The organism is Thermanaeromonas sp. (assembly GCF_021890735.1).
Classification (GTDB): domain Bacteria; phylum Bacillota; class DSM-521; order Neomoorellales; family Neomoorellaceae; genus Thermanaeromonas.
In genome coordinates this window covers 49,503-72,784 of the sequence record NZ_JAKKUR010000003.1, presented here as the reverse complement: position 1 = coordinate 72,784, position 23,282 = coordinate 49,503, and the positions used below count along the sequence as shown (strand labels likewise).

The window sequence follows — 23,282 nt, the reverse complement described above, 5'->3', positions numbered from 1 at the left end:
AGGATGGCGGGTTGGGCAAGCTTTTTTTGGGAACCAGCGGGTTTAACTATTCCCACTGGCGCGGCCGCTTCTATCCTCCGGAACTGCCTACTAAGGAATGGCTTAAATTCTATGCCTCTTACTTTCCTACTGTTGAAATTAACGTAACTTTTTACCGTGTCCCGCGGCTTACCACTTTTACCACCTGGTACGAGCAAACTCCGGACGATTTTACCTTCGCTTTAAAGGGCCACCGCCAGATAACCCACTACAAGCGCCTTAAAGATGCGGAAGCTGAGCTTGAAAAATTTCTGCAGCATTTATCCCCTTTACAGCATAAATTGGGGATCATCCTGTGGCAGCTACCCCCTGGCCTTAAAGCGGATATAAAGCTGCTTGCAGATTTTATAGGAGCTCTTCAGGCTCATCCTTTAGCCAGCGGGGTTCGCCACTCCTTCGAATTCCGCCATGCAAGCTGGTTTTCTGCCGAAGTTTACTCCCTGCTATCTTCGGCAGGATACGCCCTCTGCGTAGCAGACAGTCCTCGCTGGCCCAAAATCGAGGAACTCACAGCAAACTTCGTGTATGTGCGCTTTCATGGAAGCCAAAAACTTTATGCTTCCTCTTATACTAGCGAAGAACTTGCGAAATGGGCAAAAAAAATAAAGCACTGGCTAGAACAAAACTTGGACGTCTACGCCTACTTTAACAATGACGCCCAAGGATATGCCCTCGCCAATGCCCGGGAGCTATTGGCCCTTCTAGCCTAAATAGCTGTTCTTCATGAGTTAGCCAGTTAACTTTTCCTGGCGTTTTCTTTTAAGAACTACGTGTTCCAACAACATACTGGCCAAAGTCCCTACAATAACACCGTTGCTCAAAGCACCTGCTGCCCAAGAAGGCACCCTTACCCAGTATCCCGGGGGTAAAAGCATCACTCCTATCCCTGTAAGAAGGCTGAGGCCTATTATAAATGTCTCCCGCAAGGAAACCTCCTCGCGTAACATATCCTTTATACCTATTACCACCAGGGAGCTCCCCGATACCAGCAATACTGCGGCAGCTACCGGTTGGGGGATACTACCTACAATCCTGCCTAAAGGAGGTAGCAGGCCCAGGGCCATGAACATTATACAGGCGAAGATAAAGGGACGGGAGCGCTTGTCGCCCGTAACGGACACGAGCGCAGCCGAGATGGCAAAGGGAATAGTTCCGACACCGCCTCCAAGGCCGCTCATAATATTGGCCACACCGCTCGCGAGTAAACCTCTATCATACCTTCTAGCGGGCACCTTATCGCCCGTAGCAGCTTCCCAGGCCGAAATGCTGCCTATAACATTGGGTACAAGCATTATCCCAAGCAAGATGAGCGACAACAGGGTCCCCGGGTCAAAGGTAGGTTTCCCCCACGGAAAAAGGCAGGGCAGGGAAATAAGCCCCATGCCTCTTACTTCTGGAAGAGGAGCTGCTCCCACTACCAAGCTCAATAGCCATCCTAGGGCTACACCCACTATGATAGCTCCCTGCTTTAGCATTCCCTTGCCGTTTAAAGTGAGATAGACCACCAGCACCAAGACCAACAGAGCAACAATGAAAAGCCTTATCCCGCCGCTAGCGATACCCTTAACCCCCACACCACCTATCTGCAACCCCAATACCGTGAGGAGCACGCCCGTGATGCGGGGTGTAAAGAGGGAACGCCATTTAGTGATTACCCCGGCCCATCCCATTATCGCCAAAACAACCCCTACGGCTATCATAGCTCCTTCGATATCCGTACGCACCGATGCCAGGTGCTTTCCTGTGCCGACCGCCACACCGGCCAGAAGAACATAGGCGGCCCACCAGGGGGCCGCCGGTCCTTCCATTAGTAGTACCCCGTGCCCGAACTTGACCTGAAGTAAACTGGAAAGGCCGGTCAAGAAAAAAGCCATCTGGCTTAACCTGGCTATTTCCAGTGTATTCATGCCCAGGGCGCTGCCGACGATAACAGGTACGGAAATAATCACCCCCAAGTGAAATACCACCCACTGAAGGGCGCAGAGCCACCAATCCGATCTATCCTGCAAATTGGCTGCCCCCTTAACCTGGCGCATTCCCAGCTTTTCGTGGGAAGGCCTGCCTTGGCTTTAAAGTGAGTGCATCAATCTGCACTCATAACCCGGGGTTTTTTGACCAGCATAAAAACGACTAAAGCCAGGGCCATGGCGTACATGGCCAGGGAAATAGGTGAGGCTACAAATATCGCCAGGTCTCCCCGGCCCATGATCAAGGCCTGGCGCAGGGATCGTTCCATAATGGGACCCATTACCAGTCCGATCAGGAGGGGAGCGGGATCGTATTCGTATTTCCGCATCAGATATCCCGCCACTCCCGCGGCCAGCATCACCCATACGTCGAATATATTGTTGTTATCGGCATAGGCCCCTACGATGCAAAACAGCAGGACTACGGGCATAAGGTATTTATAAGGAATTCGGGTGATACTGGCCCATATTCCTACCAGGGGCAGGTTTAGAATCAGCAGCATTATATTGCCTATATACATGCTGCCGATTACACCCCAGAAGGCATCCGGATGTTCCCGCAGGAACAGGGGGCCGGGCGTAACTCCTACTAAAAGCATACCGCTTAAGAGGACGGCAATGGCCGGAGAGAAAGGTATCCCGAGGGAAAGCAAGGGTATCATGGCCCCTACGCTAGCCGCGTTGTTAGCGGATTCCGGTCCGGCCACCCCTTCGATGGCCCCGTTACCGAACTCCTCTTTGTGTTTAGAGGTGCTTTTTTCCAAACTGTAGGAGGCAAAGGAAGCGATAGTAGCGCTCGGGCCGGGAATAAGACCGATTAAAAAGCCGAGCAGAGTCCCTCTAAACATGGAGGGCAAAGCCCTCTTTATTTCTTCTTTAGTTGGATAAAGGTCCCGTAGCCTTACCTTGGCTACAGGTTCGATCTTCTCTTCAGGCTGGCTGGCCAGCCACAAGATCTCACCTACTCCGAAAAGGCCAGCAGCAATGGCGATAAAACTTAAACCCGTACCCGCCAAAGGCTGGTTAAAAGTAAACCTGTTAACCCCGCCTAAAGGATCCAATCCTACAGTGGAGAGCAGGAGCCCCAGCGCTATCATTAGGAACGCCTTTATGCCGCCTTTACCCGAAAGATTGGAAAGCACAATGACGCCCACCACCGTCAAGGCGAAAAACTCTGCCGGTCCGAAGGCCAGGGCTGCTTTAGCCAAGGGCGGCGCAAAAAGCTGAAGCAGAACTATGCCAATGGTTCCGGCTACAAAGGATCCCAAAGCGCTGACAGCCAAGGCAGCTCCCGCCCGTCCCTTTTGGGCCAGCTTATATCCTTCCAAGCAAGTAACCACACTGGCCGGCTCTCCGGGTACGTTTACCAGAATAGAGGTAGTAGAGCCACCGTACATGGCTCCGTAATAGATCCCCGCCAGCATGATCAAACCTGCCGTAGGCCCCAACTTTACAGTTAAGGGCAAGAGCAGGGCCATGGCCGCAGCCGGACCCAATCCTGGCAAGACTCCGGTTAATGTTCCGACTAGCACTCCTACAAAGCAGGCCAAGAGGTTATACGGAGTAAGAGCTATCTCCAGGGCCGAAAGAACGGACATAATTTAAGCAGGACCTCCCTTTAAATAAAGAGACCTTTGGGAAACGAAACCTGTAGCCAGAAGGAAAAAATCAGGTAGGCTCCCAAAACAGCGCCTAACGCTACCCCTATGGCTTGGCTCCATCTCTTTACCCCTAGCAATTTACAGAACAGGCAGACTAAGATAAAGCTACTAGTGAAAAACCCTAAAAACTTCATCCCCCATAGTATAAAGGCATTCAGCACCACCAGAGACACTACTTTCCGCGTACCGTTGGTATTATTATTGTTTTCTTCCTTTTCACTTGGCCGTTGGTTTCTACCGGCTAATATATTGACAAACAGTAACCAACCTGCCATGGCTATAACCGCAATGGCCACAAGTAGCGGAAAAACAGCCTCTCCAGGAGTCTCAAGACTGCCCAGATTGTATTGAAGGGAATATATCATAAAAAATAATCCGATACCTGCTATCACTAAAATACTTCCTATCTCCTTAGCCACACTACCAACTCCCCAGGCCTTAGGGGACACCCCTAGGCGAGGTGTCCCCGGTTTTACAGACAAAATCCTATTGTTTCTTCATGCCGACCTGCTCCATCAACGCCGCCAGTTCCTTGTCTTGCTCCGCTATGAACTGGTCGAACTCCTTGGCCCCGCGAAATTCAATGTTGGCCCCCATGTCTTCGGCAAATTTCTTGAACTCGGGGTTCTCGGCCACCTTCTTAAAGGCTTCCTCCAGCTTTTTGATTACCGACTCAGGCGTACCGGCAGGTACCGCGATACCACGCCACAGCGAAAGGGTAAGGGGGATGCCCTTCTCTTTGAAAGTCGGTACATCGGGTAAAATCTTAAGCCTTTCTTCCCCTGTGATGGCCAGGATCCTTACCTGGCCGGCCTTTACCTGAGACATAATTTCCGCCGGTAGCTGGGAGCTCGCTTCGATCTGGCCCCCTAACACGCTAGAAATAGCCAGTCCGCCCTGCCCGAAGGGCACATGGGTAAATTTGGCACCCGTTTTGTTTTCTAAAGCTACGGCTACCAGGTGAGTGAAGCTACCGTTACCCGAATTTCCGATACGTACTTTTCCGGGATTTTTCTTGGCATACTCTATAAACTCGTTTATATCCTTCCAGGGTGCATCGGCCTTAACGGCTATGCTTACCGGCTCGGTGGTAAGTTCGGCCACCCCGCTAAAGGCAGTGTAGTTGAAATTCATATTCCCGGCATGATAAGCAGTATTGATGGAATTGGAGTTCCATACAATGGAGTAGCCGTCCGGTTTTTGCTCTTTTACGTAACTGTATCCTACGGCCCCTCCAGCTCCCGTCCGGTTAACCACGGTGATAGGTTGCCCAAGCTCTTTCCCGGCCAGCTCCGCCACTTTACGTGCCAAAAGATCGGCTCCACTACCTGGCGCAAAAAGGACGGTCATTTCAATGGGCTTGGTGGGAAACTCTATCTTTTGCTCTTGGGTCTTCCCATTCGAAGACCCTTGGGCCCCTCCGCACCCCGCTGCTACGAGGCCTAAGCCCGCCAGCATTATGCTTGCCGTTAAAATGGCTAAAAATTTCTTAATCATAAGCTCCACCTGTACCTCCTTTTTAAAATAAACATAAGTTCAAAATGTCAAAAAGGAATAATAGCTTAGCTTAAGGATTTACCACCACCTTCATGGCTCCGTCTTTACGGTTTACAAAGTAATCCAGGGCTGTATGGAACTCCTCCAAGGGGAAAGCATGGGTCATAATAGGTTTAGCATCGATTTTCCCCTGGGCCATAAGGGAAAGGGCCCGCTGGCAGTTGCGATTGCCTTCGCCACGCACAGTAAGAAGGCTTATCTGGTTAAGGACCACATAATCCAGGTTGGCCACAACCGGCTCCTTATAGAAGGAGACCAGTACCACTACTCCGCCCTTTTTAGCCGACTTAATGGCCAGCTCAAAGCTATCGGAGGTTCCCGCACATTCAAAGACTCTTTCCGCACCCTTGCCGTTGGTCAAGGCCAAAATCTTATCTAAGGGAGCAGGTTCCTCCCGCACGTTGATGGTATGGGTGGCGCCCAGCAGGCGGCCTTTGCTCAAGCGGTCTTCGCGGGTTCCGACCAGTATTATCCTTTCTGCTCCCAAGGCTCTAGCGCACTGGACTACAGATAGACCTATTGGCCCGGGGCCTATAACAACTATGGTATCGCCTGCAATATAACCTCCGCTTTTATCTATGGCATAAAGGGCACATCCCGCCGTAGTCACATAGGTTGCTTCATTGAAGGAAATGTTATCGGGGATTTTATATACAGAATTTACGTGCTGAACGGCGTACTCAGCAAATCCCCCGTCCACTGTCATCCCTGCGGCCCGGTGGCCTTTATCCAGGCGACCATAGTTTAAACAGGCGGTGTACTTCCCGTCGATGCAATTTTCGCAACGGCCGCATCCCTTGTGGGCTTCGATGGCTACTCGGTCCCCTACCTTAAACTCGTCAACCGTTTCCCCCACGGCTACCACGGTACCGGCCCACTCATGACCAAAGGTAAATTCGCCATAAGGCGGCATTTTCGGCATACCTTTTGTAATAATTTTTACATCGGTACCGCAGATCCCGCACGCCGCTACCCTTACCAGTACCTCTCCCGGGCCGGGCTTAGGAACTGGCTTTTCCACCAGCCTGACGTCGTTGGGGCCAAAAAGAACTAAAGCTTTCATCTTGTCGGGAATGGTGAATTCCATAAGCCATAACCCCTTTCTTTTAAAGAGTTTTAAAGAGTTTGTGCATTTATTTCCTTAAATTTCCCAGTTGACCCGATCATCTCGTGCAGGATGCTTGCAGCCAGTTCAGCAAAAGCCGCATCATTGATATGGGCGTCTACCTTAATTAGCCGGATCTCCGGTTTAAGATGCGCTTCCAAAGCCTTTACCAGGGCCTCATCAGCTTGGGGGTCGTGTAGCGGGCCTCCCTCCCGCCCGTTTTCCGAAAAGCCGCGCAAGGGAATAAGCACGGCCACCGGCCCCCGGGACGCATTGAGTTTCCCCGCCAGAACCCGGCCCACCTTAGCGAGCTCCTCGGCGGTAGCCCTTACGTTGGTATTGTAGGGGTTATGGTAGTGGGTAGGCCTGTTCCGGTAACGAGGGGGAATGGTATCGGGCGGGCCAAAGCAAAAGTAATCTAGTCCACCCGGTGCCACCACTTGCGGAACACCTCTTTTCCCCGCCGCCTCCAGCCGGGGCCGTAACGGGGTATAGATGTCATCACCTAAAACCTCGCCCACCAATTCGTGGGGTGTAAGATCCAGTACTCCCGCTACCCACCCCTCTTCAATGAGTTCTTCCATGGCTGAACCGCATGTCCCGGAAGCGTGAAACGCGATAACCTCGTAGCCCTTTTCCTCCAGCCAGTCCCTAGCCCTGGTGACCGCCGCATTGGTGTTACCGAGGGCGGTAACTGTGATAACCGGCCTATCCCCTCTTTTAAGGCTTGAGCCATGTTGGGCCATTCCGATGACAGCCGCCGCAGCATTAGCCAAAATTGACCGGCTCACCGTATTGGGACCGCCGAGAAGATCGGCTACCGAAAAAAGCATCATTATATCTTTGTATTGTACGTAAGGTCTGACGTTTCCTGAGGCCACAGTAGAAACGATAACCTTGGGAACTCCAAAGGGCAGGGAGCGCATGGCTATAGAAGCTATGGCCGTTCCCTGGTTCCCACCGATCCCCACTACTCCTTTAAGCTCTCCTCTTTGGTACAGCTCCTTAAGTACCCGGGCCGCTCCCCGGCCCATGGTCTCCATCATAGCGTCCCGGCGCAAACCTTTAAGATCGTTAAATTCCACCCCCGCCAACCGGCTTATAACTTCGCGGGGATAATCTGCCTGAAAATTGTGGGGAGAGTAGGTACTCACATCCAGTACCGGCGCCGCGAAACCACGGGAGCTAATAAACTCTTTTAGAAAGCGGGTTTCTGCCTCTTTGGTGTCTACGGTAGCAACTATAGCTATAGATGGAAGGGGCACCACAACTTCCTCCCCTTAGGCCAGGGCCCAGGCTTCCCTGATTACACGCTTAGCATTGGCCAGAATAAGCTCTGAAGTCTCGCCCGGCAGAAGCGGCCGAACTTCGGCGCTCAAAACCGGTCTCTTTTCGGGTCCCACCAGCCCCATGTCCACCAGCAGGCGGAAGTAACCTGCCACCTCGGCCACGTCTATTTCCCCATCCTCCACTCCAAAACGGGGCTGCAAATCGCCGTATAGGGGGTGACGCCTGTCCTTCATTACGCAGTTACCGATGTGGAAGGCCATAAGGTAATCCTTCACTAAAGGCAGGGCTTCCTCCGGTTTTTCCCTGAGCAGAGGAAAATGGGAAAGATCGGCCAGGAGACCAAATTTAGGATATTGGGGCTTAAGCTGCCGGGCTATATCCAGGGCATCGCGGAAGGGACCTATGAGAGACTCCTTGTCAATATCCCGGTCGAAAATTTTTAAGGTAATTAGAGGATCCCCCATCTCCCGGGCATACTCGCAGATCTGGGCTAAGGAATCTACTAAGAGCTTTTTAGCTTCCTCTCTCTTTTCCGGACCGGGATCTTTACCTGCGGGTATCCGCACCGCCGTAGCTCCCAGGTCTAACGCTTCCTTAAGGCAATTGAATACCTGCTTAATAGCCTTCTTTCTTTCCTGGGGATCTAGGGAATTTAGATTAAGCTTCTGACTGAACATGGCCGGCTGGGTGGCATAACATACTTCCAAATGAGAAACTTTCAACATGTGAGCAGCCTCCAGCCGGACCTTTACATCCCGCATCCAGCCTACTTCTACAGCCGTAAAGAAGTCGTCCTCCGCTATACGGCGCAAGGTCTCCAGGATGGGACCGGTGCCGTATGCCGTTTCCGGAAAAGCCTTGAAATGGACAATGCCCACCTTCATGTAGCGGTAGATGGAGCCTTCCAACCCAAACGCCCCCTTAAATTTACCTGAAATTTCGTTGTTTGCCGAGTGCTACCCTAAAACGCTGGTCTGGGTTTCGCCCGCCTAGCCTTTAAGGCTTTTAAGGATACAAGCTACCCTGGCATTGTCCTCTAAGACATCTGCAAGGTAGTAGGCCTTTCTTATATTTTCTCCTACTGTCACAAAGCCGTGCTTGCTTAAAACTGCAGCTTTCACCCCAGACTCCCGGAAGGCTTCAACGACCAAACGCGCCAATTCTTCGGAACCGGGCGGTGCAAAATCCACTACTGCAACTCGATGTAAGCCCATTTCAGCCGCGGCGGTAACTACGGGGAGTTCACCGAAGGCCGTGGCATACGCGGTGGCGTACGGGGAATGACCGTGGACCACGGCATTGATTTCTGGTCTCACGCGGTAAATACCCAAGTGAAACCTTATCTCTTTAGAAGGTTTTCCCTCTCCTTCCAGTACTTCCCCGTCTAAATTCACTAGTAGAAAATCTTTTTTTTCTACCTCACCAAAGGAGCGACCGCTGGCTTTAATAAGCACCTTATCTGGCATGTGCGGAAGCCGGGCGCTGGTGTTTCCGCTGGTTCCCGAAGAAAGTCCCCGCTCATAAAGTTTTCGCGTTACCTCCACTAGCTCCTCTCTCAAGGCCTCTAAATCAGCCGGCCAGGACAACTCTTTGCACCTCTCTTTGCGGCGGGAAGCTGTCCCCGGGGCGCAGCCGCTTTAGGGTTACGCCCCGGGAATACCCGCCCATAGTCTAGGCCCTTTCAGGGAAGTCACGGTTCTTAACCTGGAAGGGGAATTTCTTAACTTCGTTAATAAAGGCCGCCAAGTGTTCCGCCTCTTTTTCAAAAAGCTTTAATCCTTTTTCCTTGCTCCCCCGGAAGGGGTTACCAATTGTCGCGCTATCCGAATACTCGTGGTGCTCCATAGGCACAATTATGTTCTCTGAACCGCGGAATTTCACGGTAGCAGTACCGTCTATCTTGGAGAACTCCGGCCCCATCCACCGGGGAGCGTGGGCAATGTCCCTGACCGCCCGGCTCATATCCACTAATGTCTCATCATAGGCCATCACTTGGGATGTCTCCATTTCTCCAGCATGCCAGCCCGGCGTCTCCTCGGGCGGTCCTTCAATTATCCCCTTCACTACTTCACATTCCCTTTCCGTAGGCGTCTTGTACCAGGCTACAAAAGCCCCCGTCTGGTAACGGATCTTGCGCAGCAACTCATCGATGGGTTTGGTGTTAGAGCCATGGTGGGATACGTAAATAATTTTGTTGGCGCCGTGGTAAATGAGGCTGCGGGCAATATCGTAGAGGACCCGGCGGAAGGTCTCTGCAGACAAGGTTATAGTACCGCAGCCTTCCCCGACTTCGCCCATGTGGTGCGGAGAATATCCGAAGGGCAAGAGGGGTGTGTAGGGAACATTGGCTATTTTTGCTGCACGCTCGGTCACGGAGATAGTGGTGAAACTATCTGTGCCTAAGGGTACATGGGCGCCGTGTTTTTCGCAGCTTCCTACGGGGACCAAAACTACATCGGTTTCCTTAAACCATTCCTGAGCCTCGACATAAGAACATTCTAGTAAATTGTGTCTCTTGGCCATCTCCTAAAACCTCCAGGAATTATTTTGGTTTAAATTTTTAGGTCACATTTTTTGTTGTTTAGGCTATTAATTAAGTCATATATTGAGTTAACGGGAATAGCCGCGGCTACCCTTTTTTGGCTCACCCGAGATAATTTCTTAAATTTACTTAATCGGAGGAAATAAATGGTTATAATGTCTATTTTGATCTATTTATCCATTTATCTATACCGCTCTATTGTTATCCACGTTCTTATCCACGATTCAGGCTGACTCGCGGATAATCAGCTCCACTGGTAACAAAGTCACTTGCGGGACCGTTCTACCCCCCAGCAAATCCCTCAAAAGGCGCATAGCTGTAGCACCAAGCTCGTATACGGGAACCCTAACCGTAGTCAACCGAGGCAAAACGTAAGAAGCCAAGGGAATATCGTCAAAACCCACTACGGCCATATCCCGCGGTACTGATAAGCCTTCATCCGCCAGAGCCTTTATTGCACCTACAGCCATGAGATCATTATGCGCCAGAAGAGCCGTAGGCCACGGCTTGTGTTCTAATAACTTCCGCACGGCCTCGTATCCTCCGTGGGGAGTAAAGTCAGCATGGACTATGCGGGAAGGTTCGTATTTCAGCCCCTTTTCCTCTAAGGCCTGCCTGTATCCAGCCAGGCGGTCCCGCGAAGTGGTAGACGAAGAGGGACCGGCGATGCAAGCAATATCCCTGTGTCCTCGTTCAAGCAAATGTATAACTGCTCGTCTTGCCGCATCAGCATTATCGATTTGCACAGAAGGGAAGAATCCGAAATGGCGTCCTATCACTACGGTAGGGATATCCTCTTTCTGAAAAAAGTGGTCCTCCCTAGCGTCTTCCACCACACCCCCGCCCATAAAGATTACCCCATCTACCCTCTTTTCCCGCAATACACGAAGATACTTGAGGGTTCTTTCGCGGGAGCGGTCGGTATTGCAGAGGATGACGGTATAACCTTCCTGGTGGGCCACATCTTCGATCCCCCGTACAATACCTGAATAGTACGGGTTAGCTACATCGGGTAGCATGAGTCCTATCATTCGCGTCTCGTTAAGCTGAAGGCTGCGGGCCGCAGCGTTGGGGCAAAAACCAAGCTCCGCTACTGCTTCAAGAACCTTTCTTCTTGTCTCCGGGCTTATAGGGTGGGGACTGTTATTCAGTACGCGTGATACGGTAGTTACGGAGACTCCAGCCCGTCGAGCAACATCTTTTATGGTTACCATTACTCCGCTCCTCTGACGGAAAACGTTTTCCTATAGCTAAGTGTAGCATGCTATACCCAAGCTGTCAACACCCTTTTGGACTGAGTTATCCCCACTTTTTACAGAGCAGGCCTGCTTGAGCTTGGAAGCGACCGACTAAACCCTTTTGGGCTTTTGTTACCGGACTGTGATATTGTCATAGTGTAAGCGGACTGAAAAAGAAGCTAAAAGAAGGGTTTAAGTTATGGATTCCCACCCCAATGTAAAGGCTTTAAGGTTAATCTCCCGGAACTCAGATTTCACAGAAGTACTAATAGCTTCCTCCCAGCACTCACGGGGTATGGATAAATGCCGGGCCAGAACACCTAAAAGGACCATATTTACCGCTTTGGCGCTCCCTGCCTCCTTTGCTTTCTTTAAGGCATCTACGATGGCCACTTTTTTTACGCGGGCTCTCAACATTTCCAGAAGCCCTTCGGGATAGCTTGAAGCACCCGTCAAAACCGGAAGCGGCGGTATCTCCTGGTCGTTAACGATCAGCACCCCTTCACCTTTAAGGAAGGGCAAGCAGCGACAGGCTTCCAATTTCTCGAAGGCCACTAAATAATCGGCCGTACCTTGTGTAATCACCGGGGAATAAACTTTAGTGCCAAAGCGGACATGGGTTATTACGCTACCCCCCCGTTGGGCCATCCCATGCAAGTCGGCTACTTTAACATCCCAACCCAGACTTGCTGCTGCCCGGGAGAGTATACGCCCTGCTAAAACCGTCCCTTGTCCACCTACACCAGTTAAAAGGATACTTATGACCTGGTCATGCATTTTCCCCAACCACCTTTTCAATGGCTCCTGCCGGGCAAATCTGGGCGCACAATCCGCAACCCGTACACTGTATTTCGTCAATTACCGCCTCTTCGCCGTTAAAGGTAAGGGCAGGGCAGCCTAGGTCTAAGCAACACTGGCAAGAACGACAATACATACCTACCACCCTATATTTACCTGTTCCCTTAGCCAGCAGGGCGCAAAGGCGCCGCGCGATAATAACCGAAGGTTCCGGCGTAGCCACTTCGGCACTTATAACTTCTTGGGCACGGGTGAGATCATAAGGATCGACAACCTGTACCCGCCTTATACCGAGACCCCTTACCACCTGTTCCAGATCAATCTTGGTCGTCAGCGCGCGGGAAGCAGTGTATCCTGTACCGGGGTGATCCTGGTGCCCGGTCATGGCCGTAGTACCGTTGTCCAAAATGATAACCGTGGTTGTCCCCTGATTGTAAACTATATCCAGAAGTCCCGTCATCCCAGCATGTAAAAAGGTGGAATCCCCTATCACGGCCACCAACCCGCGACTAAATTCCTGTCCCCTAGCTTTTTCCATTCCCAAAGCTACACCCATGCTAGCACCCATGCAGATACACGTATCCATGGCGTTCAGGGGCGGGGAAGCTCCCAAAGTATAGCATCCAATATCCCCCGCTACAGTAAGCTTTAACTTGCGCAAGATATAAAACACTCCCCGGTGAGGGCACCCGGGGCACATAACCGGCGGACGTGCAGGCAGGGTTATATTTAAGGAGGGAGAGTTGTCGTGCAATAAACTCTCGTTTAATAGGGCGGGGTTCACCTCGGCCACTTTAGGCCCTATACCTTTGACCACCACACGGGGGTCGAACTCTCCGATGCGGGGCAAAAACTCCTTCCCCCGCACCGGCAATCCCCAGGAAGAAATCTGCTCCTCCAAGAAGGGTTCCAGCTCTTCCACGACAAAGCAGACATCAACCGCAGCTATAAACTGCCGGATAAGGTTCTTAGGCAAGGGATAGGTTAAGCCCAATTTGAGTACAGAAACACCGGGAAGGGCCTCCTTTACGTATTGGTAAGAAATTCCCGACGTAATAACCCCTACCCGTCTATCCCCCCATTCCACCCTATTTAAAGGGGTGATCTCCGCGTACGCTGAAAGTTTAGCCCTTCTCTCTTCCACAACCTTATGTCGTTCCCGGCCAAAGGCGGGTAACATCACATATTTCGAGGGCGCCTTAGTATAAGGTTTCAGGGGAACCTCTTCTCGTTCCCCTAGTTCAACTAAGCTTTGGGAATGGGCTATACGCGTGGTTAAACGGAGCATCACAGGAGTGTCAAAGGCTTCACTTAAAGCAAAAGCCACTTTGGTCATTTCTTTGGCTTCTTGGCTGTCGGCCGGCTCCAGGCAAGGTATCTGAGCAAACCGGGCGTATAGCCGGTTGTCCTGTTCGTTTTGAGAACTGTACAGGTTGGGATCATCAGCAGAAACTAACACCAGCCCGGCATTTATTCCCGTATAAGCCAGGGTCATGAGGGCGTCCGAGGCAACGTTTACACCTACATGCTTCATGGCCGCCAGGGCCCTCGCTCCGGCTATGGCCGCACCGGCCGCCACTTCCAAGGCCACCTTTTCATTAACCGACCACTCGGCATATACATCCGGATACTGAGCTAAAGCTTCGATAATTTCTGTGCTCGGGGTGCCTGGATAGGCAGCCGCTACCCGCACCCCGGCCTCCCAGGCTCCCCGGGCTACCGCATGATTACCTAACATAACTTCGCGCATAGTACTAAAGCTTCACTCCTTATAGAGGTTCCTGTATTAACAGGACAGTTAATTCTTCATGATAAAGGCCAATTCCTCCCGAGCCGTCTGCAGGGCAAGAATAAGCCTTATGCCTACTTGGGTCTTAGGTCGATTATCCGCTGGGCCTTACCTTCACTACGGGCGATGGAACGCGGTTCTACCAGGCGCACACGGGCTTTAAGCTGTAGCACCGTTTTAAGGCGGTCAGCTATCTTTTCTTCAAGCTCCTCTAAATCACTAAACCGACCGGTAAAAAACCGCTCGTTTACTTCTACCCGTACCTCCAGTTCATCCAGGTATCCCCGTCGTGAGACAACGAGCTGGTAGTGGGGGGATACTTCCTCTATCTCCATAAGCACGCTTTCTACCTGGGAAGGAAAAACATTTACCCCGCGGATTATAAGCATATCGTCTGTACGTCCCGTTATCTTAGCCAGCCGAGCGGTAGTGCGGCCGCAGGGGCAGGGCTCATAGATAAGGGCGGAAATATCCCTCGTACGGTACCTGAGAACTGGTACGGCCTCTTTAGTTAAGGTAGTTATAACCACTTCTCCGTACACGCCTGGAGGGCAGGGCTCTCCTGTGACGGGATCTATAATCTCCACGAGAAAATGATCTTCAGCTATATGCTGGCCATTCTGATACGGGCACTCACCGGAGACCCCGGGACCCATCACCTCTGAGAGCCCGTAATTGTCCGTAGCCACCATACCCCAACGCCGCTCAATCTCCTTTAACATCTCCCGGCTGGAAGCTTCTCCTCCGAAAAGCCCAAGCCTAACAGGGAGGCTCCTGGGGTCCACCCCCATCTCCTCTGCCACTTCGGCTAAATGTAAGGCATATGAAGGTGTGCCTACTAATACTGTGGTCCCGAAATCTTGCATAAGCATAATATGCCGTTTAGAATTTCCGGCGGCCGCCGGGACCACCGTAGCACCTACCCGCTCAAGGCCATAATGCAGGCCAAATCCTCCTGTAAAAAGGCCATAGCTAAAGACCACCTGGGCCACATCCCCGGCAGTAACCCCGGCCGCCGTTACCAAACGGGCTACTACTTCTGTCCATATCTCCATATCCCGGCGAGTATAGCCCACCACCACAGGTTTTCCTGTGGTACCCGAAGAAGCGTGGAGGCGAACTACTTCTTTCAAAGGCACGGCAAAAAGTCCGAAAGGGTAGTTTTTACGAAAATCCTCCTTGGTAGTGAAAGGCAGAAGCCGGACATCTTCAAGACTTTTAATATCCCCGGGACGTATCCCACGCTCATCGAGGGCCTGGCGATAAAAAGGAACCCGCTCATACACATACTCAACAATATTCCTTAACCTTTCTAATTGTAAAGCCTCTATTTCTTTCCGCGGCCGACACTCGTTAGCTGGGTCCCAAATAACATGTTCTCCTTGTTTTTCCATCTAGATTACAACCTCCAGTATGCTTTTATCCTATGACTCGTTCTCTTTCTCGCGGCCAATACTGTAAATCCCTTGACAATTCAAAACGTTCCTCCCCGAACACACGTTTTAGGTGTTGAGTAGAGAAAGCAGGGGTGAACAAGCTTACCACAGGTACCACAGCCAGGGGAATAAGCATAGCCAAGCACCCAATTGCTGGAACTACGTTGCTATCCAACCGGTAGTAGAAAGATAAACTTAAAGAAAGGGTTACCCCGGTAAGGAACCCGGCCCAAGCCCCGGCTTTGGTGGTCCTACGCCAATATAGCCCATAAATATAAGGAGCCAGGAATCCACCGGCCACCGTACCCCAAGAAAGGGACATAAGAACCAAGATAATCGTGGGTTTTAAAGCTATATATACTGATAGACCTATAAATATAACGCAAAGAAGGCGCAAGCACAAAAGCACAATCCGCTTAGAGATCTTAGGCCAGGCTCCCTGAAGAAGGTCTATGGCCACTGCGGAACTGCTTACCAAAACGAGAGAAGATAAAGTAGACATAGAAGCTGCTAGTACTAACACCAGTATTACTACTCCGATACCAGGGGGTAAAAAACGTTCAATAATCATAGGCATGATAAGATCAGGATTAGGCCTCCCATTTAGCAGGGGCATCTGATTGTTGAAAAATAGACGACCAAAGGAACCTGTAAAGTAGGCTCCTGTAGCAATCACTAGGGCAAAAAAGGTAGATACTACAGTAGCAGGACGGATGGCTTTTTCATCCTTTATAGCATAAAATTTCTGGACCATCTGAGGGAGCCCCCAAGGCCCCAAGCTTGTTAAAACAACCAACGAAAGTAGCCCCAGCCAGTTAGGTCAAGTAGTGCTATAGGCAAAGGCGGAGATCCAGGGTCCTATGCTACGGTGACCCAAGAAAAAGCCATTGATGTCCCGTGAACGCCGATGGCTCGCCAAACCTATGGCTAGCATCACGGTAAAATAAAGGACTAAAATAAGGATTTTCATTTACTGCCGTCCTCCCATCCTAAAAGTAATACGCAAACATATTCCACAAATCTTAAGGAAATCCTGCTAAAGGCTTTTAAGTTTAGCTACCTTCTAATTTTCTTCGGCTGCCAGTAAAGCCGCACCCAACGCGCCCAATATCTGGGGTTCCGCAGGGATATACAAACTAGTGCCCAACCTTTCTTCCAGGCTCTTTACCACCCCAATATTTTTGGCCACTCCCCCGCTCATGACTACGGGTCTCTCCCAACCCAACCGCTGGGCCATAGCCACCACCCTCTCGGCTACGGCATAATGTAAACCCTTAAGTATCTCTTCCAAAGGCCTGCCCTCGGCTAGAAGGGACACCACCTCTGATTCTGCAAAGACCGTGCATGTACTGCTTATGGGAGCTGCTCGGCGGGCCTTTACTGCCATTTTCCCCATTTCTCCCAGCTCTACCTCCAGGGCCCGGGCCATAACTTCCAAGAAGCGCCCCGTTCCTGCTGCGCACTTCTCATTCATTTCAAAATCCAATACCTTCCCCCCGGGTCCCACCCGGATCACCTTGCTGTCCTGACCTCCTATATCTATAACCGTAGCCACTTCAGGGAACAGGTGCCACGCCCCGCGGGCATGACAGGTTATCTCCGTAACCCGCCGGTCCGCGAAGGGTATGCTTATACGCCCGTATCCTGTAGCTACAATGCCCTTTAGCTCCTTCCGCTTAACATTTGCCCGGTTTAGGGCTTCTTCTAAAGCCCTTTCCGCCACTTCTGAACCGCCCCGGCCCGTAGGTAAAATGCAAAAGGATAACAATTGCCCCTCTGCAACAATGGCTGCCTTAGTGGATAAGGAACCTATATCCAATCCTGCCGTAATTAACATAATCTCCCACCTTTTTCTTCTAGTGTAATCTACTCGCGGCCAGAAGCTCCAAGAAGGCCTCTAGCCGTGTACGAACGCCACCCCCAGCGTACTTTTCCCGGTCTATACAGTCCCCATCAAGATTAAGAAAAGCCGTATTTTCCCGCCGGAGGGCCTCCTGCAGCAAGCGTATACCCGCCGTGCTCTGCCGGCACCCCCAGTGGGCGAAGTGGATTACCCCCTGGGCATTAAACTCTCGCACCATGTCTAAAATCGTCTGGATGCGCCTTTCCATAAAACTTAAGCCCTGGTGCCCCAGCACCTTGAGGGCCAGACTATAAAAGGGACGGTCTAAATCTAGCTCCTCCCAATAGACATGGTGCATCTCTTCGAAAACGACTATAGCCCCGCTTTCCTCCTCCAAGATTTTAAAAATTTCGGTGGGATAATAGGGCCGCAAGTGCAACCACAAGAGGCGGAATTTTTCCCGGGAAGCGGCCCATTTCTTTTCCCGCCGCCGGGTCTTAAGCTCTTCTAATAATTCCCGGTATACCTCTTCAGTAAAATCAGCACCCCAACCGGTTAACATAAGATATAGGAAGCCGTGGGCTTCTTCCCCGCGTATGACAGCCGGAAGCTTCTGTCGGTCCGCATTAATTTCAAGAAGCAGCCTTCTTGCCTCATTAGACCTTCCTATAGCCGCCTTTAAAGCCTCCATATCAGGGGAAAGTCCCAGGTCCCGGGCCAGGGAATAAAATATATATTTAAGTTGCCGGGCTACGTAGGTAGCATCCTCCGCTTTTGCCCTCTGGGGAACATCCAGGAGATAAAAAGGCTTGCCGTGTCGGTCCGCACTCCAGGCCAGGGACTGGGGGGCTATATCGCAGAGGTGGGAAGTACACACCACGGCATCAGGGGTCGGAAAATACCCTGCCAGGTCAAGGCCAGCAGCCAACCTGTGGAAGGAGCAGATATCCGTAGCCACCCAATGAGCGCTCGCAGCGTTAAGGGCTTCAGAAGCCAGGCCTAACCCTACTGCCAGGGCCGAAGCCGCCTCTGGTGCAAAAGGTACAACTCGCAGGCCGTAAAGTATTTCCGTAGGAAAAAAGACGTTATGCCATACTACGGGCCGCCGACGGAGGTACGCTTCCGCAACCTGATCTAAAGCTTTAAGAACCATAAGGTAAGTAGCCCGCCAGGGGAAAGCGCGGGAGGAAAGGGCAACCAAATGCTTCACAGTATTGATCACCCAAGGAGAAAAGGCCTTGCGCCGCAAGGGCGCAGCCAGGGCTGAGCGAATATCTTTATATAAATCTTTCAGATCTACCCACCTACCTTCTCAATCTCTCCAGGAAAGCCTCTACGCGGGTGCTCCACTGTCCCCGGCCTCCGCCGGTATAATCCCCTTCCACCCTGAGCACCGGAATACCCCTTAAATCCAGCTCTTCTTTAACCAAGATCCAGTCCATCAGGCCGGCATCGCAAAATTTCATAACGTGATATATAGCCCCGTCTATCCGGTAACGGGAAAGTAGGTCTTGCAGGTATCTCCTCCTCCGGCCTTTATCAGCCACCATGCGCGGGCAGGGGGGCTTGCTCAAATATAGGTGGGCCAAGTAGGTGTAAGGCGAGTCGGCCCCACAGGCCTCCCCGGGTAGCAAGCGCCACCCGTTACAGGCATCCTCTACAACGCTTACCGCGCCCGCCTGCTCTACCATGTCCAGGAGGTACGAAGGCACGATGCTGCCCAGCAATAGCAACCGGAGCCTGTCCCTAGGCACAGCAGAACCTTCCCCAGGGTCGGGAAAAGTATTTGCCCCGTTTATCCCTTCCTCTAAAAGCTCAAGAACCCGTGCACCCCGTAAGAAAACGTTGCCGGCCGCCCTCTCTTCAAGAAAGCCCTTAAGGCGCTCTTTGCGCTGCTTTTCTTCTTCAATGGCCTGCCACAAGTCCTCTTTATAGAGGCGCCGGCCGTAAAAGGAGGCCATCTGAAGGGCAACTTCCTCCAGCCGCCGGCTGAAATAATCCACCGCTAAAGAATTGTAGCTCCGGGGTACATCGATAACCCAGACCGGTCCGGAAAGCTCTAGCGCCCGCCAAAGGTTAGCAAGATGAGTCATAGCACTGCAGGAAGGGACCAGGAGCAGCCCTAAAACGGGTGGAAACCTTCCCTCCAGGGCGTTCTCCAGACATGCCTTTACATACGGGCAGAGGTTACCCGCAAAAAAGCCGTCTGCCCGCGGCGCCCTTCCTAAAGGAGGCAGCATCCGGTATGGCCTAAACCCCAAGGCACGAACGATCTCTAGCGGAGTATAACTACAAAACCACCCTAGTAGATTTTCATCCCTTTTTGTCCCTTGTTCCGCCTTCATTGTACTTCCGCCAAGCCTTTCAGAAGCTTAAATGATTCGGCCCGTTCGGCTAGAAGATTCTTTGCTCGTTCAAGCGCCCGTGTTACGGCTTGGGGTGCCGGGCCACCCGGTACATCCCGCCTGTTAAGACAAGCCTCTACGGAAAGATGCTGGTAAATATCTTGGCCAAAAAGGGGAGAAAAGGCCTTGAATTCTTCTAAGCTCAGGTCCTCCAGGCGGCAGCCCCGTTCCAGGCACCAAAGAACAAGCGCTCCTACCACAGAATGGGCCTCACGGAAGGGGACCCCTTTGCGTACCAGGTATTCGGCCACATCTGTAGCATTGCTGAAGCCGCCCTCAGCAGCATCCCGCATCCTCTGAGTGTTAAATTTGGCCGAGGCAAGAAGAGGAGTCAAGGCAGCCAGGCACCCCTTCAAGGTATCCACTGTATCGAACACAGCTTCCTTATCTTCTTGCAAATCTTTGTTATAGGCTAAGGGCAATCCTTTAAGCACTGTTAAAAGCCCCAGCAAATGCCCGTAGACCCGTCCGGTTTTGCCCCTTACAAGTTCTGCGACATCGGGGTTTTTCTTCTGGGGCATCATGCTGGAACCGGTAGTATAAGCATCATCGAGCTCTAAAAACCCGAATTCTTCCGTACACCAGAGGATGATCTCCTCGGCCAGCCGGCTCAAGTGCATCATGAGGAGGCTGGCCGCAGCCAAAAATTCCACAGCGAAATCCCGGTCACCCACGGCATCTAAAGAGTTGGCCGTTATCCCTTTGAAGCCCAGCTCACGGGCCACCATCTCCCGGTCTATGGGTAAGGTGGTACCGGCCAGAGCCCCAGAACCTAAAGGAGAGACATCCAGGCGTTTCAAACAGTCTGTCAGCCTTCCCTGGTCCCTTTCCAGCATCTCAAAGTAGGCCAGGAGATGGTGCGCTAAAGTTACAGGCTGCGCCCTCTGTAGGTGGGTATACCCGGGCATTATGGTACCAAGGTGTTCTTGGGCAAGATTAACCAGTGCTTCTTGCAGCCGGTGCAAAAGGAAGGAAATATGCGGAATCTCTTCCTTAAGATAGAGGCGGAGATCCAAGGCTACCTGGTCGTTCCGGCTTCTGGCGGTATGCAGTTTTTTGCCCGCCTCACCTATCCTTTCAGTCAATACCTTCTCAACATAAGTGTGAATGTCCTCCGCTCCTTCAAAGGTAAGCCGGCCGGCTTCGATATCCTCTAGAATTCCCTTAAGCCCTTCTACGATCTTATTAGCTTCCTCCCTGCTAAGGAGCCCCACAGAAGCCAGCATACGTGCATGGGCTATGGAACCCCGGATGTCCTGCCGGTAAAGCCGGTGATCAAAAGAAAGGGAGGAATGGAATTCCTCCACTATTTTAGCAGTATCCTTTCGGAAGCGGCCACCCCAAAGTTTCATTGCCGCTGGCCCCTTTCTATTTCCTTAAACCCGTCCTCATCTCCATCTGGGCGCGCACCTTTAAGGGTAATCCGAACAGATTAATAAAGCCCGTGGCATCCCTCTGATCGTAGTCCCCCCCGGCACCGAAGGTAACCAGCTCCTCACTGTATAGGGAGTAGGGTGAACGCACACCGGCAGGAGTGCAGTTGCCTTTATATAGCTTTAGCCGGACGGTGCCAGTAACCGTCTCCTGGGTGCTGTCCACAAAAGCATCCAGGGCTTTCTTTAAAGGCGAATACCAGTTGCCGTCATAAACCAGCTCCGCATATTTTGCAGCCACCATCTCTTTAAAATGCATGGTCTGGCGGTCAAGGGTGAGGTGTTCGAGCTCCCGGTGGGCTATATAGAGCACTGTGCCTCCCGGACACTCATAAACGCCCCGGGACTTTAGGCCCACCAGCCTGTTCTCCACTAGATCTATAATACCCACCCCGTTGGCCGCGGCCAATTCATTTACCCTTTCCACCAGCGCCACAGGGTCTAAACGTTTTCCGTCTATGGCTACGGGTACACCCTTTTCGAAATCGAGGGTTATATAAGTGGGTTTGTCTGGTGCCTTCTCCGGAGGAGTAATAATCTCGTAAATATCCTCTTTAGGCTCGTTCCAAGGATCTTCCAGGTCGGCTCCTTCATGGCTCAGATGCCAAAGATTCCGGTCCATGCTGTAGGGCCGTTCCTTCCCTACCGGTACCGGAATACCCCGCGCTACTGCATAGTCGATGGCCTCTTCGCGGGAGCGTATGGACCACAAACGCCAGGGAGCTATTATTTTAAGCTCCGGATTTAAGGCTTTGATGCTCAGCTCAAAGCGCACCTGGTCGTTGCCCTTACCTGTCGCTCCGTGAGCGACCGCGGTGGCTCCTTCCTTTTCTGCGACCTCCACCAGGCACTTGGCGATGAGGGGGCGGGCGAAGGAGGTTCCCAACAAATATTTACCCTCATAAACGGCCCCTGCTTTAAGGGTGGGCCAGATGAAGTCTTCTACGAATTCCCGTTTTTTGTCCAGAATGTATATCTTGCTGGCCCCGCTCTTTAAAGCCTTTTCCTCTAGAGGAGCCAGTTCTTCACCCTGGCCTAAATCTACGGTGACCGCGATGACTTCATACCCGTAAGTCTCCTTAAGCCAAGGGATTATGATAGAGGTATCCAACCCGCCGGAATAAGCCAGCACCACTTTTTCAGGCATAGTTCTAAAGCCCCCTTGAACAAAATGGTAAAACCGCTACAACGCAAATTCCTTAAGCCAACCTAGAGCAGGGCTGCTAATATAGCCTTATGGGCATGTAACCTGTTTTCTGCCTGGTCCCAGACGGCTGACTGCGGCCCGTCGATTACCTCATCCGTTATCTCCTCGCCCCTGTGGGCAGGAAGGCAGTGGAGAACCATGGCGTCCGGCCGGGCCATCTTCAGGAGGGTACTGTTGAGCTGGAATCCTTTAAAAGCCTGCCGGCGCTTTTCTGCCTCTGCCTCTTGCCCCATGCTGGCCCACACATCAGTATATAAAATATCTGCTCCCAGGGCAGCTTCCTGGGGATCATTGGTCACGGTGATGTGGCTCCCGTTATCTGCAGCCATACGCCTGGCCTCTTCTACCACCTGAGGCAGCGGTTCGTACCCCGCCGGGCAAGCTATGGTAATATTTAAGCCCACCCGGGCACCACCGTACAGAAGGGAATGGGCCACGTTGTTACCATCCCCGATATAGGTAAGGTTGAGCCCCTTAAGCTTGCCCTTCCATTCACGGATGGTCAAAAGGTCGGCCAAAACTTGAGTGGGATGGAGGAAATCCGTTAGGCCGTTTATCACCGGTACCGTCGCATACCGGGCCAGCTCTTCCACTTCCTCATGGGCAAAAGTGCGGATCAAAATACCGTCCACGTACCGGGAAAGTACCCGCGCCGTGTCGGCGATGGTCTCACCCCGGCCGAGCTGTAGTTCATTCTTGCTTAGGTAAAGGGCGTGCCCGCCTAGCTGGTACATGGCTACTTCAAAGGAAACCCGCGTGCGGGTGGAAGGCTTGGTGAAAATCATAGCCAGCGTTTTCCCTGCGAGCAAAGGATGGGGTTCCCGGTTCTTCTGCTTAAGTTTGAGGTCAGCAGCTAAATCTAAAAGATAATGGATCTCCTCCGTGGAAAAATGCTTTAGGCAAATAAAATCGCGGCCTTTAAGGGAAGGGGCCTGTTCCTTCAACCTGTTACACCCCTTTTCTTGACATTTT

General features: G+C 51.9%; 22 protein-coding genes. 1 reads left to right on the top strand and 21 read right to left on the bottom strand.

What is annotated here, in order from left to right; genetic code table 11:
• Positions 1-11 precede the first annotated feature (11 nt).
• Positions 12-749, top strand: a complete 738-nt coding sequence (locus L5656_RS01415; RefSeq protein ID WP_297197949.1) for a DUF72 domain-containing protein — start codon at positions 12-14, stop codon at positions 747-749.
• A gap of 18 nt (positions 750-767) precedes the next feature.
• On the opposite strand, the gene L5656_RS01410 is transcribed toward L5656_RS01415, so the two are convergent.
• From L5656_RS01410 to argF, 21 genes are all read right to left on the bottom strand, one after another.
• The gene (locus tag L5656_RS01410; protein ID WP_297197946.1) at positions 768-2,048 is read right to left on the bottom strand and encodes a uracil-xanthine permease family protein; all 1,281 of its coding nucleotides are present in this window, start codon (positions 2,046-2,048) and stop codon (positions 768-770) included.
• A 74-nt stretch (positions 2,049-2,122) separates the two neighbouring features.
• On the bottom strand, positions 2,123-3,604 hold the full coding sequence (locus L5656_RS01405) for a tripartite tricarboxylate transporter permease (protein WP_297197943.1): 1,482 nt from the start codon (positions 3,602-3,604) through the stop codon (positions 2,123-2,125).
• A 20-nt stretch (positions 3,605-3,624) separates the two neighbouring features.
• Positions 3,625-4,086 (bottom strand): tripartite tricarboxylate transporter TctB family protein, encoded by a 462-nt coding sequence (locus tag L5656_RS01400; protein ID WP_297197941.1) that lies wholly within the window; start codon positions 4,084-4,086, stop codon positions 3,625-3,627.
• A gap of 67 nt (positions 4,087-4,153) precedes the next feature.
• On the bottom strand, positions 4,154-5,164 hold the full coding sequence (locus L5656_RS01395) for a tripartite tricarboxylate transporter substrate binding protein (RefSeq protein ID WP_297197938.1): 1,011 nt from the start codon (positions 5,162-5,164) through the stop codon (positions 4,154-4,156).
• A 70-nt stretch (positions 5,165-5,234) separates the two neighbouring features.
• Positions 5,235-6,311: a zinc-dependent alcohol dehydrogenase gene (locus L5656_RS01390; RefSeq protein ID WP_297197935.1), complete on the bottom strand. Its 1,077-nt coding sequence runs from the start codon at positions 6,309-6,311 to the stop codon at positions 5,235-5,237.
• A gap of 29 nt (positions 6,312-6,340) precedes the next feature.
• Positions 6,341-7,594, bottom strand: coding sequence for a Tm-1-like ATP-binding domain-containing protein (locus tag L5656_RS01385; protein WP_297197932.1), 1,254 nt, complete (start codon positions 7,592-7,594; stop codon positions 6,341-6,343).
• Between the two features lie 15 nt (positions 7,595-7,609).
• Positions 7,610-8,527: a sugar phosphate isomerase/epimerase family protein gene (locus L5656_RS01380; protein ID WP_297197929.1), complete on the bottom strand. Its 918-nt coding sequence runs from the start codon at positions 8,525-8,527 to the stop codon at positions 7,610-7,612.
• Positions 8,528-8,608: 81 nt separating this feature from the next.
• Positions 8,609-9,205 (bottom strand): class II aldolase/adducin family protein, encoded by a 597-nt coding sequence (locus tag L5656_RS01375; protein WP_297197927.1) that lies wholly within the window; start codon positions 9,203-9,205, stop codon positions 8,609-8,611.
• 85 nt (positions 9,206-9,290) lie between these two features.
• Positions 9,291-10,142 carry a creatininase family protein gene (locus tag L5656_RS01370; protein ID WP_297197925.1) on the bottom strand — a complete coding sequence of 284 codons (852 nt, stop codon included), beginning with the start codon at positions 10,140-10,142 and terminating at the stop codon, positions 9,291-9,293.
• Positions 10,143-10,385: 243 nt separating this feature from the next.
• Positions 10,386-11,375, bottom strand: a complete 990-nt coding sequence (locus L5656_RS01365) for a LacI family DNA-binding transcriptional regulator (protein ID WP_297197921.1) — start codon at positions 11,373-11,375, stop codon at positions 10,386-10,388.
• 216 nt (positions 11,376-11,591) lie between these two features.
• Positions 11,592-12,176 (bottom strand): indolepyruvate oxidoreductase subunit beta, encoded by a 585-nt coding sequence (locus tag L5656_RS01360; protein WP_297197918.1) that lies wholly within the window; start codon positions 12,174-12,176, stop codon positions 11,592-11,594.
• Positions 12,169-13,947: an indolepyruvate ferredoxin oxidoreductase subunit alpha gene (iorA, locus tag L5656_RS01355; protein WP_297197916.1), complete on the bottom strand. Its 1,779-nt coding sequence runs from the start codon at positions 13,945-13,947 to the stop codon at positions 12,169-12,171. The genes L5656_RS01360 and iorA overlap by 8 nt, the downstream gene beginning before the upstream one ends.
• A gap of 113 nt (positions 13,948-14,060) precedes the next feature.
• Positions 14,061-15,380 (bottom strand): phenylacetate--CoA ligase family protein, encoded by a 1,320-nt coding sequence (locus L5656_RS01350; protein WP_297197913.1) that lies wholly within the window; start codon positions 15,378-15,380, stop codon positions 14,061-14,063.
• 25 nt (positions 15,381-15,405) lie between these two features.
• Positions 15,406-16,176, bottom strand: coding sequence for a sodium:solute symporter family transporter (locus tag L5656_RS01345; protein WP_428849288.1), 771 nt, complete (start codon positions 16,174-16,176; stop codon positions 15,406-15,408).
• Between the two features lie 66 nt (positions 16,177-16,242).
• Entirely contained in the window at positions 16,243-16,392 is a 150-nt protein-coding gene (locus L5656_RS01340; protein WP_297197907.1) for a hypothetical protein, read from the bottom strand.
• Between the two features lie 93 nt (positions 16,393-16,485).
• Positions 16,486-17,259: an acyl-CoA dehydratase activase gene (locus L5656_RS01335; RefSeq protein ID WP_297197904.1), complete on the bottom strand. Its 774-nt coding sequence runs from the start codon at positions 17,257-17,259 to the stop codon at positions 16,486-16,488.
• A 19-nt stretch (positions 17,260-17,278) separates the two neighbouring features.
• On the bottom strand, positions 17,279-18,475 hold the full coding sequence (locus L5656_RS01330; RefSeq protein ID WP_297197902.1) for a 2-hydroxyacyl-CoA dehydratase subunit D: 1,197 nt from the start codon (positions 18,473-18,475) through the stop codon (positions 17,279-17,281).
• A gap of 94 nt (positions 18,476-18,569) precedes the next feature.
• Entirely contained in the window at positions 18,570-19,610 is a 1,041-nt protein-coding gene (locus L5656_RS01325; protein ID WP_297197900.1) for a 2-hydroxyacyl-CoA dehydratase subunit D, read from the bottom strand.
• Positions 19,607-21,022, bottom strand: a complete 1,416-nt coding sequence (gene argH, locus L5656_RS01320; RefSeq protein ID WP_297197899.1) for an argininosuccinate lyase — start codon at positions 21,020-21,022, stop codon at positions 19,607-19,609. Before argH ends, L5656_RS01325 begins: the two co-directional genes overlap by 4 nt.
• A gap of 16 nt (positions 21,023-21,038) precedes the next feature.
• Positions 21,039-22,250 (bottom strand): argininosuccinate synthase, encoded by a 1,212-nt coding sequence (locus tag L5656_RS01315; protein ID WP_297197896.1) that lies wholly within the window; start codon positions 22,248-22,250, stop codon positions 21,039-21,041.
• Between the two features lie 62 nt (positions 22,251-22,312).
• Positions 22,313-23,254, bottom strand: coding sequence for an ornithine carbamoyltransferase (gene argF / locus L5656_RS01310; protein ID WP_297197895.1), 942 nt, complete (start codon positions 23,252-23,254; stop codon positions 22,313-22,315).
• Positions 23,255-23,282 lie beyond the last annotated feature (28 nt).